The organism is Azospirillaceae bacterium, assembly GCA_028283825.1.
GTDB lineage: Bacteria > Pseudomonadota > Alphaproteobacteria > Azospirillales > Azospirillaceae > Nitrospirillum.
Genome location: JAPWJW010000001.1, coordinates 249,576 through 265,092 on the forward strand (window position 1 = coordinate 249,576; position 15,517 = coordinate 265,092).

Genomic DNA, 15,517 nt, shown 5'->3' on the forward strand with positions numbered 1-15,517 from the left:
CGGTCGCTGGTTCATGGACAAGACAATCGCCCACTCGCTAGACAATTGTCCAGCGAGGAGGTCACCCATGACTGAACCCATCACGCGGGCGATCCCGGACGGACAGCCGTCCCTGGAAAGCCTGTACCGACCCGAAACCCTGGCGCCATGGCTGGACCGCCATGTTCCAGAGGCCGGCGACGGCCCCGTCCGCGCCACCAAGCTGGCGGGCGGCGCCACCAATGTGGTGCTGCGCGTCGATCGCGGCGGTATCCCCGTCGTGCTGCGCCGCCCCCCGGCAGCCCCCCGCCCCGACAGCGTCAAGGTGCTGACCCGTGAAGCGCGCGTGCTGTCGGCCCTGAACGGCAGCGGCGTGCCCGCGCCCCGCTGCTATGCCGCCTGCGACGATCCGGCGGTCATCGGCACGGCCTTCTACGTCATGGAGCATATCGACGGCTGGCTGGCGCTGGGGGAAAGAACCCTGCCGCCCGCCTTCCAGGCGCCGGAGGTCCGCCGCCAGCTTCCCCTGGCCCTGGTGGGCGGCATCGCCCAGTTGGGGGCCTTGGATTACAAGGCGCTGGGTTTGGAAGGCTTCGGCAAGCCCGACGGGTTCCTGGAGCGGCAGGTGGACCGCTGGCTGCATCAGCACGCCAGCTACGCGGAGTCCGAGGGCTATGGTTACCGCCCTCTGCCGGACAAGGATGCCGTGGTCGACTGGCTGCGCGCCAACACGCCGGCGATGCCGCGCGCCGGCATCATCCATGGCGACTATGGCTGGCCGAATGCGCTGATCGCACCCGATATGCCCGTGCGTCTGGCCGCCATGATCGATTGGGAGCTGTCCACGATCGGCGATCCGCTGCTCGATCTGGGCTGGACCGTCTACAGCGCCCCCTCGCCGGTCAGCGCGGTGGAGCCGCCCAAGCTGTTCCACGATCCGGCATATCCCGATCGCGAGGCGCTGGTGGACCACTACGCCAGCATCACCGGCCGCCCCGTCGCCAACCTCACCTACTACATGGTCCTGGCCCAGTTCAAGCTGGCCATGCTGCTGGAGCGGCACTACGCCCGCGGCCTGAACGGCCGCCTGCCCCGCGAACAGGGCGAGGAAATGGGCGCCCTGGTCCTGGACTTGCTGCGCTGCGCCGCCGAAATGGCGCGCGAGCATGACGGAAAGAACTCTGGCACGCGAAAGGCCCAGTCATGATCGACTTCAGCATAGATCCCGTCTTTCAGGAAAAACTGACCTGGGTGCGCGGCTTCGTCCGCGACCAGGTCGAACTGGTGGACGCGCTGTTTCCCGACCCCGATGCGCCCTTCAACCCGCATGACGAACAGGCCATGGCCGTCGTCCGCCCCCTGCAGCAGGAGGTGCGGCGCCAAGGCCTGTGGGGGCTGCACCTGCCGCCCGAACTGGGTGGGCCCGGCTTCGGCCAGGTGGAACTGTGCCACCTGAACGAGATCCTGGGCGCCACCATCTGGGGCCCCACCATCTTCGGCTGCCAGGCGCCCGACAGCGGCAATTCGGAAATCCTGGCCCGCTTCGGCACGCCGGAACAGAAGGACCGTTGGCTGAAGCCCCTGCTGGAGAACGAGATCGTCTCCTGCTTCTCCATGACGGAGGTGGAAGGTGGCTCCGACCCCACCCAGTTCACACTGAAGGCTGAGCTGGTGGGTGACGAGTGGGTGATCAACGGCGAGAAATGGTTCTCTTCCAACGCCCGGTTCGCGGGCTTCCTCATCGTCATGGCGGTGACCGATCCGGACGCCGCCTCCCGGCATGAGCGGATGTCGGCCATCATTGTGCCGGCCGGCACCCCCGGATTGACCTTCGTCAGCGAACCCGGCATCGCCGGCGAGCCGCTGGAAATGGGGTCCCACGCCCACCTGCGATACGAGAATGTGCGGGTGCCGGCGTCCAGCCTGTTGGGCCCGCGCGGGCAAGGCTTCATGGTGGCTCAGTCCCGCCTGGGCGGCGGCCGCATCCACCACGCCATGCGGGCCATCGGCATGTGCCGCAAGGCGCTGGAGATGATGTGCGAGCGCGCCCATTCCCGCACCACGCAAGGGGAGACGCTGTCGCACAAGCAACTGGTGCAGATGGACATCGGCCAGTGCTGGATCGACCTGGAACAGTTCAAGCTGCTGGTGCTGCGCACCGCCTGGATGTTCGACACGCACCAGGAGGAAGAGGCGCGCAGTTGGATCGCCGCCTGCAAGGTCGCCTGCGCCCAGGTGACCCACAAGATCATCTTCAAGGCCATGCATCTGCTGGGCTCTCTGGGGATATCCAACCAGACGCCGCTGTCGCGGATGTGGGGCACGGTGCTGATCCTGGGCATGGCCGACGGCCCGACGGAGATCCATCAGATCTATGCCGGCCGCCATGTGCTGAGAGCCAATAAAGCCACCGCGCCAGGGCGCTTCCCCAGCAACTACCTGCCCCACCGCATCGCCGAGGCCGAGGCCCACTTCGGCGTGAAGCGCCAGGGTTTCCGTCCATGAGCGCCCTGTTCCGCCTGGACGGCAAGGTCGCCCTGGTCACCGGCGGCAGCCGGGGCCTGGGCCGGCAGATGGCGCTGGCCTTCGCCGAGGCCGGCGCCGACGTTATCGTCGTCAGCCGCAAGCAGGACGCCTGTGAGGTCGTGGCGGCGGCGATCCGCGACCTCGGCCGCCGCGCCCTGGCCTTGGCCTGCCACATGGGCGAATGGCCCCAGATCGACGCGTTGGTGGAACGGGTTTATGGCGATTGGGGGCGGATCGACGTCCTGGTCAACAATGCGGGCCTGTCGCCGGTGGAACCCAGCAGCGCCGCCACCAGCGAGGCCCTGTTCGACAAGGTGATGGACGTCAACTTCAAGGGCCCCTTCCGCCTGGCCGCCTTGGTGGGCGGCCACATGGTGGCGGGAGACGGCGGGACCGTCATCAATGTCTCGTCGCTGGGTGCCCTGAACCCCCAGCCGGGCATCATCCCCTATGCCGGGGCCAAGGCCGCCCTGAACGCCATGACGGTGGGCCTGGCGCGCGAGTTTGCGCCCAAGGTGCGGGTCAACACCCTGTCCCCCGGCATGTTCGCCACCGACATTTCCCATCACTGGCAGAACACGGAGGCCATGCAGGCTGGCATCCCGTTGAAGCGCTTCGGCCAGCCCGTCGAAATCATCGGCAGCGCCCTGTATTTGGCCTCCGACGCGTCATCCTACACGACGGGTGCCAACATCGCCGTGGGGGGCGGAATCTGATGCGGGCTTGGCGCAGCCACCGGGCCGGCGGCCCGGATACCCTGGTCCTGGATGAGGATGTCGCGCATCCGGTGCCAAAAACGGGCGAGGTGCTGGTGACCGTCACGGCCGCCGCCCTGAACTATCCGGATCTGCTGCTGATCCAGGACCTGTACCAGGCCCGCCCACCCCGGCCGTTTACACCAGGATCGGAAATCGCGGGCGTGGTGGAGGCCGTGGGCACCGGTGTCCAAGGCTTTCAGGTCGGCGACCGTGTGATCGGGCTGCTTGCCCATGGTGGCTTGGCGGAGAAGGCGATCGTGGCGGCTGACGACTGCGCCCTGGTCCCCGCCGGGGTGGATGACGCATCCGCCGCCGCCCTGCGCGTCACCTACGCCACCAGCCACTATGCCCTGCGCGATCGTGCCGCCCTGAAGCCGGGCGAAACCCTGGTGGTGCTGGGGGCGGCCGGCGGCGTCGGCCTGGCCGCCGTGCAACTGGGCAAGGTCATGGGCGCGTATGTCGTCGCAGCCGCCTCCACACCGGAAAAGGCCGCCGTCGCCCGGGAAAACGGGGCGGATGCCGTGTTGGTCTATCCCGGTGCCCTCCACCAGCCGACCACCGCCAAGGCCCTCACGGCCGAGATCCGCGCCGCCTGTCCTCAAGGCTGGGCCGACGTGATTTACGATCCTGTCGGCGGCGCTTATGCCGAGCCGGCCTTTCGGGCCCTGGGGTGGAACGGGCGCCACCTGGTGGTCGGCTTCACCGCCGGCATCCCCAAGCTTCCCTTGAACCTGACCTTGCTGAAGGGCGGCGGCGTGCTGGGGGTCTTCTATGGGGACTTCGCCCGTCGGGAGCCGGCACTGCGCCAGACCTATCTCGATGAAATCATGGCTTGGCTGGCCGATGGGCGGATCAGGCCCCACATCGGTATGCGCCTGCCCCTCGCCCGCGCGCGGGAGGGTTTGGAGGCCCTGGGGGCGCGGCAAGCGATGGGTAAGATCGTTATCAACGTGAGTTGAGTCCGCTTATTAGGCCACGCGGGCCGCCAAACACCGCGCCAGCAGGTCGGGATGGGTCAGGAAAGGTTCGTGCGGCGTGTCGATCTCCACCACGTCGGTGGCGCCGGCACGAGCGGCGAAGCGGTGCTGCCAGGCCGCCGGCAGGATGGGGTCGCGGGCGGTGACGATGAAGCTCGTCGGCCGCAATCCGGGGAACCCGTCCAGGCGGCTGGCCGCGCCCATCACCGCCGGCGGCCAGATGTCCTGCGCGCATTCCCGCACCACCCAGCCGTAAGTGGCGGCATCCATGTCGGGTGCGAACATGACCTGGAATCGCTCCTCATCCGTGCTCGCCGCCAGGTCGAAGGGCCAGCCCATACGGTTAGGGTCTTCCCCACGCCGGCCGGGTCCGAAGGCGTCAAACACCGTTTCACCCTCCGCCGGCACGCAGGTGGCCAGGAAAATGACGCGGGCGAACAGTTCGGGGCGCCGCACCACCATCCTGGGTAACAGCAGGCCGGCAGCCGAGTGGCCAATCAGGGTCCAGGGGCCCGCTCCAGCCGCCGCGATGTCGGCCAGCAGTTCTTCCACCACGGCCTCGGTGGTGAGGCCATCGACGGCCCGCGTCCGCTTGGCGCCGCAGCCCGGGATGTCCAGGCACAGGAAGCGGCTGTCGCCCCCCATCTCCTGGACCAGCGGGCCCAGCAACCGCTGCCAGCACCAGCCACCATGCTGGCCGCCATGCAGAAACACACAATTCTGCGTCATGCCGTGTCCCTCCCCGGAAAAGGATTGGGCCGGGCGCCTCTGGCACCCGGCCCTTGTCCATCACTTCGTTAGAAGCCGTAGCGCAACCGGGCACCGAACATGCGTGGCGCGCCGTAGCTGCCGGAGTAGGTGCCGAAGCTGGGCGAGCCCAGCAGGATGTTGTGGATGTATTTGGCGTCGAAGGCGTTGTCGACATAAAGGGTCAGGTCGACGTCCTGCTTCATGATGTTGGAGAAGCGCAGATTGAAGCTGGTCAGGTCATACGCCGGCAGCAGGACCGACGTCTGCCACACGGACCCCATGTGATAGTAGTCGGCGACAAAATGGGCGTCGAACGCCTCGGTCTGGAAGGGCAGCTTGTAGTTCAAGCTGGCCGAATAGCTCCAGCGCGGGGTGCCGGAGAATGGGCCCGCCTTGAAGAAGCCACCGGCGCTCAGGAAGGACGCCACGTTCAGGCTGTCGTACTTCGGGTAGAGGTATGAGGCAGAGTACGTGAAGTCCAGCCCGCGGAAGGGCGAGATCAGGCCGTCCACCTCGACACCCTGGAAGGTGGCGTCGCCGGCATTCAGCGTCAGGGCGGTATTGGCGGGCTGATTGATCGCAGTCACGCCGGGCAGGCTACCCGCGATGATGCCGGTCGCTTCCAGCTGGTAGTTGGTATAGGAGGCGGTGAAGGCCGCGATGTTGAACCGGCCGGCCCACTCATCCACGCGCCACTTCACATGCGCGCCGACTTCATAGTCGGTGACCGTCTGCGGCTGATAGGTCTGGTAAGGCTGCAGGATGGGCGCCTGCGCCGGGGCGTTGATGCCGCCGGCACGGTAGCCGCGCCGGGTGGTAAAGTAGAAGAACAGGTTGTCGTTGACCTCATAATCCACGCCGAGGGTGTAGGTGGGTGCCTCGAAGCTGGCCGAGCCCTGGTAACTGGCATAATAAGGATTGAGGGCCGAGCCGACCGTCCCACCCTTGTCGGCTTGGCACTGCGCCAGCGAATTGTACGGGGCGACCACGCTGAGCCCGGTGGCGAAGTCGATGGAGGCCTTGGAGTTGGCGCAGACGCCCTCCTTGTCCCAGGTGTAGCGCAGGCCGGCGTTCAGCTTGAAGCCGTGCAAGGCGTCCGCCACGTGCGACAGGTCGTAGCTGACGTTGGCGAAGACCGCCTTGCTTTCATCGGTATACAGGTTGTCGGCCAGCGTTCCTGCAGGCCAGATACCTCCGAACAACTGGGTGATGTAAAGCGACGTGGGCGACGCGCTCGCGGCGCTGGGACGGAACAAATCCTCCGCCAGATAATCCGGACCGGTAGGCTGTTCCTTCAGATAGAAGGCGCCGACCAGCCAGGTCAGCGACTTGTTGAACGCCGTGCCGGAGAACTGCAGTTCCTCCGTGAACTGCTCCTCCACCACGGCATTGTAGTTGTTGAACAGGGTGACCGGAGTACCCGCCGCAACCCCCAGGGAGGCCAGGGGGAAAGGCATAGGCGCCAGGCCGAGGCCGGTGGCGGAGTTGACCTGGTCAACGTCGGAGGAACGGTAGCCGAAGATGTTCTTGATGGAGAAATCGTCGAATTCCGCCTCGGTGGTGTTGGACACCCCCCAGACCTTCACCTTGCTGAACGGCTGTGTGGTGGAGGCGTTCGTATACGGATTCTGGCCTTGCAAGGCGGTGATGGCCGGCCACAGCACCGGACTCACCGGCGGCGTCACCGCCACCACGCCCGAATTGTTGTCGTCCGCATGGTAGTAGTCGAACACCGTCGTGTTCTGCAGCCATTCCGTCGGCTTGAGCAGGACGGAGAAGCGGACGGCCTTGGAGTTGACGTTGTCCTGGTCCTTGCCGGTGGAAATGTTGCTGGTGTAGCCGTTGCGCTGTTCGATATCACCGGCGATGCGGAAGGCCAGTTTGTTGTCCACCACCGGAATGTTGATGGCGCCCTGGAAGTTGTGCTTTGCATAGTTGCCGATGTCGGCCTGGACATAGCCATTCACATCGAAGCCCGGCTTCACCGTGTTGACCAGGACGGCACCGCCGGTGGTGTTGCGGCCGAACAGCGTACCCTGAGGCCCCTTCAGGATCTGGACGCCGTCGACATCGAAGGTAGGCAGCACCGCCCCCCACCGGGTCAGCGGCACATCGTTCAGGTAGGTCAGCGCCGACGGCAAACCCGGGCCGATGACGGCTCGGCTTTGGCCGCGAATGGTGTAGGTAGTATTGGCGTCGGAACCGGAGCCGTTCAGGATCACGCCCGGCACCATGCGCTGCAGGTCGCTGGTGCTCTCCAGGCCGGCGGAGGCGAGCGTGCTGGAATCGATGACAGTGACGGACACCGGCACGGTTTGCGCGGTTTCGGCATGGCGGCGGGCGGTGATCACCACCTCCTGCAATTCATCGGACACCGCGGATGCCGGCTGTTGCGGATCGGGCGCCGCCGGGTCCTGGGCTGGAGCGGCGGCAAAGGCCGCCCCCGCCGCCAGGGCGATCGTGGACGTGCCCATGACAACGGCAAAAAGATAGCGGGATTTCCCTAACGCCATGTTCTTCCTCCCCTAAATGCGCGGGCCCGCTTCTTCGCCGGACCTACACCGTTATTTCGCGCATGCTTGCGGCCATGGCCCGTCCTACGCAATGCGGCGGCAGGCAAACGGTTCTAACCAGCACACTTATGCTTTATTTGGAGAGATGCGCAGGAAGACTCCACATACCTCCGAACGCAACAATGCGCGCTACGCCGGTAATCCGGGAAAGGGTCCGGTACCGCCCGTCCGTCATTGTGAAAGGGAAAGGGCCCCCTCAGGGCTCCAGCAACTGATGGCGCAGCGCTTCGCATGCGTCATCGTCCACGCCCAGGACGTCGGACAAATAGGCGGCCACCGTTCCATGCCGGGATTCCACGGTCTCGAACAGGCGGTGAAGATAGGCTACATCCGCTTGCAGAAGCGGCCGCGCAGCCTCAGCCCGGTCCGGGCTCATGCCGGTGCCGGCCGCCATAAATCGGGCATGCAGCCAATCATAGTGCCGGTTGGTCGCCAGGTAGTCCGCCTCGATCTCCGGGCGCGAGACTCCCAGCGCCGTCAGCAGCAAGGCCGCCGCTGCCCCGGTGCGGTCCTTACCGGCGGCACAGTGGAACAGCAGCGGCAATCGCCCCTCACCCACCCGGATGAACAGCAGGCGCAGGGCGGGCGTCTGCTCAAAGGGCAGGCGGGCGTAGATGGAGAGCATCAGGTCACGCAAGGCGGCCGCCCCCTCCAACCGCGCCCGCGCGAGATCGGCACCGCTGTGATCATAGCTGTGGAAGGCCAGTTCAATGCCGTGGCCGTCCCCCAGAGAGGCGGGCCGTGCCGCCCGTTCCCGGGTGGTACGCAGGTCCACCACGAGTTTCAAACCCAGGTTCTGCAGCAGAGCGCGGTCATCGTCGGTCAGCGTGTGCAGTTCACCGGCGCGGAACAGCAGTCCTGGACGTATCCTCCGGCCATCAGCCGTGGGCAAGCCACCGAGATCGCGGAAATTGGGGCAGCCCGCCAGCATCACCGCTGGCCCGCCCAACCTATCGTCCGGGCCAAGATGCGGGCCTGGGCCCTCTTCAGTTCAACCGGATGCAGGCTTTCTTCCGGATATTGCAGGGTCACGGCGGCGATCTGCTCAATGGCGGAGAAGATGACGATGCCCTCGGCATACGCCTCCATCCGACTGGGCCCTTTGCCGGAACCGTTCCGGACGGCCCCGGCCAGGATCAGGTCGCACAGCCGGTTCAGCACCGGGATGGCGGTCGCGGTGCGCAGCCGCATGAAACGGGGATTGCCCCGATCCGACTCCAAATTGCGATAGGAAAGGACCACCGCATGCCGCCGCCATAGTTCATAGAAGGTCTCAACGAAGGCCAGGGCATCTTCCTCGGCATGGCCGGGACGGACGCGTAGATCCAGTTCCCGCAGCTCGGCGCCGGCCTCATCGCTCAAGGCATACAATACGTCCTGAACGTCGTCGAAGTAGAGATAGAAGGTGGCGGATGCCAAGGCCGCTTCCCGCGCGATGGCCACCACCGTCAAGTCGAAAGGCGACTGGTGGGCCAGCAGACGGCGGGCGGCATCCGTCAGGCGCCCACGCGTCTCCAGGCCCTTGCGGCCCAGCTTCTGGCCGTTCTTGTTGCTGATGACCGGCGCAGCCGGGATTTCAGGATCCTGGTGTTGCGCCAAATCAGGAGAGGTGGGGGACAGGGACATCTTATGGGTCGTGCCAGCGAACGGGCCCGGGCGTCAATGCCCGGGCGCGCGGCACCACCGCTTCATCACACAGGGGATGCCGGTATCCGTCGGATGCCTCTCTGCCTAGGCCGGGTTGCCCAGTGCTGATAGCTCAAGGACACGTCTGTTTTCTTGAGGCCATCATGACCGACCAGCCGGAACTCCCCGAGGGCTACAGCCACACCCCCAGCCCCAGCGCTTTCATCAACCATATCGGCCGCATCTATCATCGCCGCACCACGGCTGAGGACGGCACGGAATTGGTATGGGCGGCGCTACGCATCGAGCCGCACCACGTCAATACCTGGGGCCTGGCGCACGCCGCCGTCATGGCCGGTATGGCCGACATCGGCACGGCGGGACCCGCCTATGTCGACGGCGGACCGCCGGTGGTGGTCATCGACCTCGCGACCCAGTTCATCGCGGCACCCAAGTTGGGCGACCTGCTGGAGGTCAAAGGCTGGACCACGAAGCGCACACGCAGCCTGGTCTTCGCCCAGGCGCGCGCCGAGGTGGCGGGTCAGTTGATCTTCACCGCCACCGCCATCCACAAGATCGTGGGGGCCTGAAGCCCCCCTCCTCAGCCCGCCATGGCCTGCGCCAGCAAGCCTTGCAGGTCGATCTGGCCGGCGGTGATGCCGCCGACAAAGCCGCCATCCACGTTCAAGGCATGGCCGTTGATGAAGGACGCCGCCCCACTGTTAAGGAAGATCAGCGGGTAGGCCTGCTCTTCCGGCTTGGACCGCCGGCCGATGGGGGTGGTGAAGACGTCGATGATGCGTGCACTCGCCGTCCTTTCGAAGGCCGGCATCATTGGCGTCTCCGTCGGGCCGGGGCAAATGCAGTTGGTGCGCACGCCCTGAGCGATGGTGCGGGTGCCCATCATCATGGTCCAGACGATGCTGGCCTCCTTCGAAAAGGCATAGCCATCGCCCACGAGATCGGCATGACGTTCACACCAGTCGGCCGCCGCCTCGAACCCGGGCGTCGCCAGCAGTTCTAGGATCTGCGGCAGGTGCTGGAAATAGGCGAACCCGGCGGTGGAGGAGATGGAGGCGATGGCGCCGCCCGGTCGTATCATCGGCAGGGCCTTCTCCGTCCAGTGACGCAGGCCGATGAAATTCACCTTCATGACGTCGCCGGCCGGGAAGGTCTGGGGCAGGCCGGCGCAGTTGAACAACGCGTCTATGGGCCCGCCTATCGCATCCAGCGCGGCATCGATCGACAGCGGGTCGCGTAAGTCCACCGTGTGGAAGGACGCCATCCGGACCGGTGAGGGTCGCATGTCGGCGCCGTGCACCTCAGCCCCCAATCGCACGAGTTCACGCGCCGCCGCTTCGCCCATGCCGGAATAGCAGCCGGCGATCACCACCCGCTTGCCTTCGTATGTCCAGACGCTCATCGCGCTCCTCCATTATTTTGGTTGCCTTTCCTTCCTACCCCCAACCCACGCCCGGGGCCGCTGTAACCGCAATTTGATCATCTATGGGATATCAGCGCCCCGTTCGGTTCGGTTCCCTGTCTCGGCATAAGGAAAACTGACACTGTTTCATCTCACCTCAATCGCCCCGGCCTCATCCGGTGGCGCCTCACGGGAGAGAGATCGGTGACAGCCACAGCGGCCAAAGCCACCACGGCACCAGCGGCGGAGACCACCTTCGTGCCGGGATACGCCCCCGGCGTGCCTTTCCTGAAAGCCGATGCGCATGGCCAGCCCTACATCGAAGGGCATCGGTGCGGCGCCTGCGGTGCGGCCTACACCTTGCCCCGCCTGGCCTGCCCCCGTTGCTTCAGCCGTGACGCGCTGGTTCCCTTCCGTTCCAGCGGTCGCGGCCATGTCCACACCTACACCGTGGTGCATCGCAGCTATCCCGGCATCAAGGTGCCCTTCGTCTCCGCCATCGTCGATCTGGATGACGGGTTGGTGCTGAAGGGCAACCTGACCGGTGTGCCCATCGACCCGACGCAAATCCCCTTCGGACTGCCCATCCGCGTCGTCTTCGACGAGGTTCCGGGTCAGAAGGATGCCCAGGGCCTGCCCTACCTCACCTATTTCTTCGCCCCTGAGAAGGACGCCGCAGCATGACTGACGTATATGTCGCCGGTATCGACATGATCCGGTTCGGCCGCTACCCCGGCAAGACGCCGGCGGACCTGGGCGCGCAAGCCACCCTGCTGGCACTGGACGACGCCGGGCTCGGCATCGGGGACGTCCAGGCGGTCTATTGCTCCAACCTGTTCCAAGCCAGCGGCCTGATGGGGCAGCAGATCCTGCGTCTGATTGGCCAGACCGGCGTTCCGGTCACCAACGTGTCCAACGCCTGCGCCTCGGGCGCCACAGCCTTCCGCGACGCCTGGATCGCGATTAAGGCCGGCCTCTACGACGTGGTGCTGGCCGTGGGGACGGAGCAGGTGCCCAAGGGCATGTTGCCGGTGGGCGGCGCCATGGGCGCGGAACCGGAAGGCGTCATGGGATCGCACGCCATGCCCGCCGTCTTCGCCGAGGCCGGCATGGTCCACGCCAACAAGTACGGCACCAGTTTCGAGCAATTCGCCCGCGTGTCGGTGAAGAACCACCACCACTCCACCATGAACCCCAAAGCCATGCACCAGGTGGAAACCCCGCTGGAGCAGGTGCTGGCGTCGGAGATGATCGCCTATCCCAACACCAAGCTGATGTGCTCGGTGAACACCGATGGGGCCGCCGCCGCCATCCTGGTGTCGGAAAAAAAGGCGCGGGAGCTGGGCATGGGCCGCATGGTCAAGGTCCGCGCCTCCGCGCTGGCCTCCGACCCGTATGAGCCGCGCAGCCCCACCCTGTTCGATGCCAATACCCCGACGCGCCTGGCGGCCCGCTGGGCCTACGAAATGGCTGGGCTGGGACCGCAGGACGTGAACTTGGTGGAACTGCACGACTGTTTCGCCACGGCGGAGATCCTGCATTACGAGAACCTGGGCCTGTGCGGCGAGGGCGAGGCCGGACAGTTGATCGACAGCGGCGCCACGGCGCTGGGCGGCCGTATCCCCGTCAACGTCTCCGGCGGCCTTTTGTCCAAGGGCCATCCTATCGGCGCCACCGGCATCGCCAACATCTATGAGATCGCCCAGCACCTGCGGGGCGAGGCCGGCGCCCGGCAAGTACAAGGCGCCCGTATCGGCCTGACCCATGTCCTGGGCTGGGGCACGGCCGTCGGCGTGCACATCCTGGAGAAGGCGGCGTGATGAAGGTCCTGGTCGCAGTGAAACGCCTGGTCGACTACAACGTGAAGGTCAGGGTGAAGCCCGACGGCAGCGGCATCGACCTTACCAACGTCAAGATGTCGATGAACCCGTTCGACGAGATCGCGGTTGAGGAGGCGGTCCGCCTGAAAGAGGCGGGCAAGGCCACGGAGATCGTGGTGGTGAGCGTGGGCCCGACCCAGGCGCAGGAAACGTTACGCACGGCCCTGGCCATGGGTGCGGACCGGGCCATCCTGGTGCAGACGGATGCGGAGACGCAGTCGCTGGGCGTGGCCAAGGCGCTGAAGGCGCTGGCCGAGAAGGAACAGCCCGGCCTGGTCATCCTGGGCAAGCAGGCCATCGACGACGACGCCAACCAGACCGGCCAGATGCTGGCGGCGTTGCTGGGCTGGGCCCAGGGCACCTTCGCCAGCAAGGTGGTGCCGGCGGAAGGCACGGTTGCCGTGACCCGCGAGATCGACGGCGGCCTGGAGACGGTTGAGCTGAAGCTGCCGGCGGTGGTGACCACCGACCTGCGCCTGAACGAGCCGCGCTACGCCTCGCTGCCCAACATCATGAAGGCGAAGAAGAAGCCGCTTGAGGTGGTGGATGCCGCCGGCCTGGGTGTGGACCTGAGCCCGCGCCTGAAGACGCTGAAGGTGGTGGAGCCGCCCAAGCGTGCCGGTGGGGTGAAGGTGGGCTCCGTCGAGGAGCTGGTGGCCAAGCTGAAGACCGAAGCGCGGGTGATCTGACCATGACGACTCTTGTTATCGCTGAGCCCTCGGTTGAGGGCGTGAAGGTCCCGACGCTGACCACCCTGGGTGCCGCCGCGAAGCTGGGCGGCGACGTGCATGTACTGGTGACCGGCCAGGGCCTCGCCGGTGTCGCCGACGCCACCGCCAAGGTCGCCGGTGTCGCCAAGGTGCTGACGGCCGATGCCGCCGAGCTGGCGCACGGCCTGGCGGAGAACGTGGCCCCGCTGGTGGTCGCCCTCGTGAAGTCCGGCGGCTACAGCCACGTGCTGGCGCCCTCCACCACCTTCGGCAAGAACGTGGCGCCGCGCGTCGCGGCCTTGCTGGACGTGGCGCAGATCAGCGACATCACCGGCGTGGAGGGTGCCGATACCTTCACCCGCCCCATCTACGCCGGCAACGCCATCGCCACCGTGCAGTCCAGCGACCCGGTGAAGGTGGCGACGGTGCGCGGCACGGCGTTCGAGGCGGTGGCGGCCACGGGCGGCAGTGCTGCCGTCGAGGCGGCGTCCGGCGTCACCGACTCCGGCCTGTCCAAGTTCGTGAGCAATGAGGTCTCCAAGTCCGAACGTCCGGAGCTGACGTCGGCCCGGGTGATCGTCTCGGGTGGTCGCGGCATGCAGTCGGGCGACAACTTCCCGCTGCTGGAGGCCCTGGCCGACAAGCTGGGTGCCGCCGTGGGCGCGTCGCGCGCGGCGGTGGACGCGGGCTTCGTGCCCAATGACTACCAGGTCGGGCAGACGGGCAAGATCGTGGCGCCGGAACTGTACATCGCCGTCGGCATCTCGGGCGCCATCCAGCATCTGGCCGGCATGAAGGACAGCAAGGTCATCGTCGCCATCAACAAGGATGAAGAGGCGCCGATCTTCCAGATCGCCGACTACGGCCTGGTCGCCGACCTGTTCAAGGCCGTGCCGGAATTGACCGGCCAAGTCTGAAGCCGCCTTTTTCAGGAAATCAGCCGCGCGGAGCGGATGCCGTCCATGGGTATTCCGGCCAGGCGAAATCCCGGGCGGACAAGGCCCAGGCGGACAAGGAAGGTAGAAAATGTTGATCGACAATGACGTTGTCATCGTAGGAGCGGTGCGGACCGCCGTGGGCACCTTCCTGGGGACGCTGAAGGACGTCAAGCCGGCGGACCTCGGCGCCCTGGTCATTGCCGAGGCCTTGCGCCGCGCCGGCACGGCACCGCAAGACGTCGGCCAGGTGGTGATGGGCCAAGTCATCCCCAGTCATCCCCATGACGCCTATCTGGCCCGGGTCGCCGCCATGCGCGCCGGCATTCCGGCGGCGGCTCCGGCGATGACGCTGAACCGTCTCTGCGGATCGGGCATGCAGGCCATCATCTCCGCAGCGCAATCGATCCGCCTGAACGAGTGCCACGTCGCTGTGGCCGGCGGCGCGGAGAGCATGAGCAATGCCCCGCACGTGCTCACATCATCCCGCACAGGCACCAAGATGGGCGACGCCACGCTGGTCGATGCCATGCTCACCGTCCTGACCGATCCCTTCGGCCACGGCCATATGGGCGTGACGGCTGAGAACGTGGCCAGCCGCTGTGGCATCACCCGCCAGGATCAGGACGCCTTCGCCGCCGAGAGCCATCGGCGGGCCGCACGGGCGATCGCCGAGGGACGTTTCCGCAGCCAGATCGTCCCCGTTGAAATCAAAGGCAGGAAGGGCACGACCCTTTTCGATACCGACGAGCATGTGCGGCCCGATGCCGACGCATCGCAGCTGGCCACCCTGCGTCCGGCTTTCCAACGGGATGGGACCGTCACCGCCGGCAACGCCTCCGGAATCAACGATGGCGCTGCGGCGTTGGTTCTCATGTCCGCCGGGGAGGCGGAGCGACGGGGCCTGCCCGTATTGGCGCGGATCATGTCCTGGGGCCTCGCCGGCGTCGCGCCAGAGATCATGGGTCTGGGACCGGTGGACGCCGTGCGCGTCGCGTTGGCACGTGCCGGGCTGACAGTCGCCGACATGGACGTGATCGAAAGCAACGAAGCCTTTGCCGCCCAGGCCTGTGCCGTGTCGCAACAACTGGAGCTGCCGCCGGAAAAAACCAATCCCAATGGCGGCGCGATCGCCCTGGGGCATCCCCTGGGCGCTAGCGGCGCCATCATCACAGTCAAGGCCCTGTATGAACTGGAACGCAGCGACAGCCGTTACGGCCTTGTCACCATGTGCATCGGCGGTGGGCAAGGGATCGCCCTGGTGCTGGAGCGTCCAAGCTGAGGACCCATCTTATCGATGGTTTGATCACGACGCTCTTTGGTCATCAAGCGCTTGGAAGCCCACATTGGTCCACATAGTCCCGTCTAGTGGATTAACCA

15 protein-coding genes are annotated in these 15,517 nt (G+C 66.3%); 10 read left to right on the forward strand and 5 right to left on the reverse strand.

Features of this window, described 5'->3' with window-relative positions; all coding sequences use genetic code 11:
• Positions 1 to 67: 67 nt before the first annotated feature.
• Genes PW843_00835 through PW843_00850 form a run of 4 tightly spaced genes read left to right on the forward strand, consistent with a single transcriptional unit; the run spans position 68 to position 4,222 of the window.
• On the forward strand, positions 68 to 1,186 hold the full coding sequence (locus PW843_00835; protein MDE1145152.1) for a phosphotransferase family protein: 1,119 nt from the start codon (positions 68 to 70) through the stop codon (positions 1,184 to 1,186).
• Positions 1,183 to 2,484: an acyl-CoA dehydrogenase family protein gene (locus tag PW843_00840; protein MDE1145153.1), complete on the forward strand. Its 1,302-nt coding sequence runs from the start codon at positions 1,183 to 1,185 to the stop codon at positions 2,482 to 2,484. Before PW843_00835 ends, PW843_00840 begins: the two co-directional genes overlap by 4 nt.
• Complete coding sequence (locus tag PW843_00845; protein ID MDE1145154.1) at positions 2,481 to 3,221, forward strand: glucose 1-dehydrogenase; 741 nt, start codon at positions 2,481 to 2,483, stop codon at positions 3,219 to 3,221. The genes PW843_00840 and PW843_00845 overlap by 4 nt, the downstream gene beginning before the upstream one ends.
• Positions 3,221 to 4,222: an NADPH:quinone oxidoreductase family protein gene (locus tag PW843_00850; protein ID MDE1145155.1), complete on the forward strand. Its 1,002-nt coding sequence runs from the start codon at positions 3,221 to 3,223 to the stop codon at positions 4,220 to 4,222. Before PW843_00845 ends, PW843_00850 begins: the two co-directional genes overlap by 1 nt.
• Positions 4,223 to 4,231: 9 nt before the next feature.
• Here the strand turns inward: PW843_00850 and PW843_00855 are convergent, their stop codons facing one another.
• The 4 genes from PW843_00855 to PW843_00870 form a co-directional block, all read right to left on the reverse strand.
• Positions 4,232 to 4,969: an alpha/beta fold hydrolase gene (locus PW843_00855; GenBank protein MDE1145156.1), complete on the reverse strand. Its 738-nt coding sequence runs from the start codon at positions 4,967 to 4,969 to the stop codon at positions 4,232 to 4,234.
• Between the two features lie 68 nt (positions 4,970 to 5,037).
• On the reverse strand, positions 5,038 to 7,464 hold the full coding sequence (locus PW843_00860; GenBank protein MDE1145157.1) for a TonB-dependent receptor plug domain-containing protein: 2,427 nt from the start codon (positions 7,462 to 7,464) through the stop codon (positions 5,038 to 5,040).
• Between the two features lie 295 nt (positions 7,465 to 7,759).
• A complete protein-coding gene (locus tag PW843_00865; protein MDE1145158.1) occupies positions 7,760 to 8,494 on the reverse strand; it encodes a tyrosine-protein phosphatase in 735 nt (244 codons plus the stop codon).
• On the reverse strand, positions 8,494 to 9,189 hold the full coding sequence (locus tag PW843_00870; GenBank protein MDE1145159.1) for a TetR/AcrR family transcriptional regulator: 696 nt from the start codon (positions 9,187 to 9,189) through the stop codon (positions 8,494 to 8,496). Before PW843_00870 ends, PW843_00865 begins: the two co-directional genes overlap by 1 nt.
• Positions 9,190 to 9,353: 164 nt before the next feature.
• On the opposite strand from PW843_00870, the gene PW843_00875 reads away from it, so the two are divergent.
• The gene (locus PW843_00875; GenBank protein MDE1145160.1) at positions 9,354 to 9,779 is read left to right on the forward strand and encodes a PaaI family thioesterase; all 426 of its coding nucleotides are present in this window, start codon (positions 9,354 to 9,356) and stop codon (positions 9,777 to 9,779) included.
• Between the two features lie 11 nt (positions 9,780 to 9,790).
• Here PW843_00875 and PW843_00880 read toward each other — a convergent pair whose 3' ends face one another.
• Positions 9,791 to 10,612: a coniferyl-alcohol dehydrogenase gene (locus PW843_00880; GenBank protein MDE1145161.1), complete on the reverse strand. Its 822-nt coding sequence runs from the start codon at positions 10,610 to 10,612 to the stop codon at positions 9,791 to 9,793.
• A gap of 204 nt (positions 10,613 to 10,816) precedes the next feature.
• On the opposite strand from PW843_00880, the gene PW843_00885 reads away from it, so the two are divergent.
• The 5 genes from PW843_00885 (at position 10,817) to bktB (ending at position 15,419) form a co-directional block, all read left to right on the forward strand.
• A complete protein-coding gene (locus PW843_00885; protein ID MDE1145162.1) occupies positions 10,817 to 11,296 on the forward strand; it encodes an OB-fold domain-containing protein in 480 nt (159 codons plus the stop codon).
• The gene (locus PW843_00890) at positions 11,293 to 12,432 is read left to right on the forward strand and encodes a thiolase family protein (protein ID MDE1145163.1); all 1,140 of its coding nucleotides are present in this window, start codon (positions 11,293 to 11,295) and stop codon (positions 12,430 to 12,432) included. The genes PW843_00885 and PW843_00890 overlap by 4 nt, the downstream gene beginning before the upstream one ends.
• On the forward strand, positions 12,432 to 13,181 hold the full coding sequence (locus PW843_00895; protein ID MDE1145164.1) for an electron transfer flavoprotein subunit beta/FixA family protein: 750 nt from the start codon (positions 12,432 to 12,434) through the stop codon (positions 13,179 to 13,181). The genes PW843_00890 and PW843_00895 overlap by 1 nt, the downstream gene beginning before the upstream one ends.
• Positions 13,182 to 13,183: 2 nt before the next feature.
• A complete protein-coding gene (locus PW843_00900) occupies positions 13,184 to 14,119 on the forward strand; it encodes an FAD-binding protein (GenBank protein ID MDE1145165.1) in 936 nt (311 codons plus the stop codon).
• 109 nt (positions 14,120 to 14,228) lie between these two features.
• Complete coding sequence (bktB, locus tag PW843_00905) at positions 14,229 to 15,419, forward strand: beta-ketothiolase BktB (protein ID MDE1145166.1); 1,191 nt, start codon at positions 14,229 to 14,231, stop codon at positions 15,417 to 15,419.
• Positions 15,420 to 15,517: the final 98 nt, after the last annotated feature.

Bases quoted from the DNA above. Each gene is read 5' to 3' on its own strand.
- PW843_00880 (MDE1145161.1), bottom strand. From the start codon at position 10,612: ATGAGCGTCTGGACATACGAAGGCAAGCGGGTGGTGATCGCCGGCTGC.
- bktB (MDE1145166.1), top strand. From the start codon at position 14,229: ATGTTGATCGACAATGACGTTGTCATCGTAGGAGCGGTGCGGACCGCC.
- PW843_00835 (MDE1145152.1), top strand. From the start codon at position 68: ATGACTGAACCCATCACGCGGGCGATCCCGGACGGACAGCCGTCCCTG.
- PW843_00865 (MDE1145158.1), bottom strand. From the start codon at position 8,494: ATGCTGGCGGGCTGCCCCAATTTCCGCGATCTCGGTGGCTTGCCCACG.
- PW843_00840 (MDE1145153.1), top strand. From the start codon at position 1,183: ATGATCGACTTCAGCATAGATCCCGTCTTTCAGGAAAAACTGACCTGG.
- PW843_00850 (MDE1145155.1), top strand. From the start codon at position 3,221: ATGCGGGCTTGGCGCAGCCACCGGGCCGGCGGCCCGGATACCCTGGTC.
- PW843_00855 (MDE1145156.1), bottom strand. From the start codon at position 4,969: ATGACGCAGAATTGTGTGTTTCTGCATGGCGGCCAGCATGGTGGCTGG.
- PW843_00895 (MDE1145164.1), top strand. From the start codon at position 12,432: ATGAAGGTCCTGGTCGCAGTGAAACGCCTGGTCGACTACAACGTGAAG.
- PW843_00875 (MDE1145160.1), top strand. From the start codon at position 9,354: ATGACCGACCAGCCGGAACTCCCCGAGGGCTACAGCCACACCCCCAGC.
- PW843_00890 (MDE1145163.1), top strand. From the start codon at position 11,293: ATGACTGACGTATATGTCGCCGGTATCGACATGATCCGGTTCGGCCGC.
- PW843_00870 (MDE1145159.1), bottom strand. From the start codon at position 9,189: ATGTCCCTGTCCCCCACCTCTCCTGATTTGGCGCAACACCAGGATCCT.
- PW843_00900 (MDE1145165.1), top strand. From the start codon at position 13,184: ATGACGACTCTTGTTATCGCTGAGCCCTCGGTTGAGGGCGTGAAGGTC.
- PW843_00860 (MDE1145157.1), bottom strand. From the start codon at position 7,464: ATGGGCACGTCCACGATCGCCCTGGCGGCGGGGGCGGCCTTTGCCGCC.
- PW843_00845 (MDE1145154.1), top strand. From the start codon at position 2,481: ATGAGCGCCCTGTTCCGCCTGGACGGCAAGGTCGCCCTGGTCACCGGC.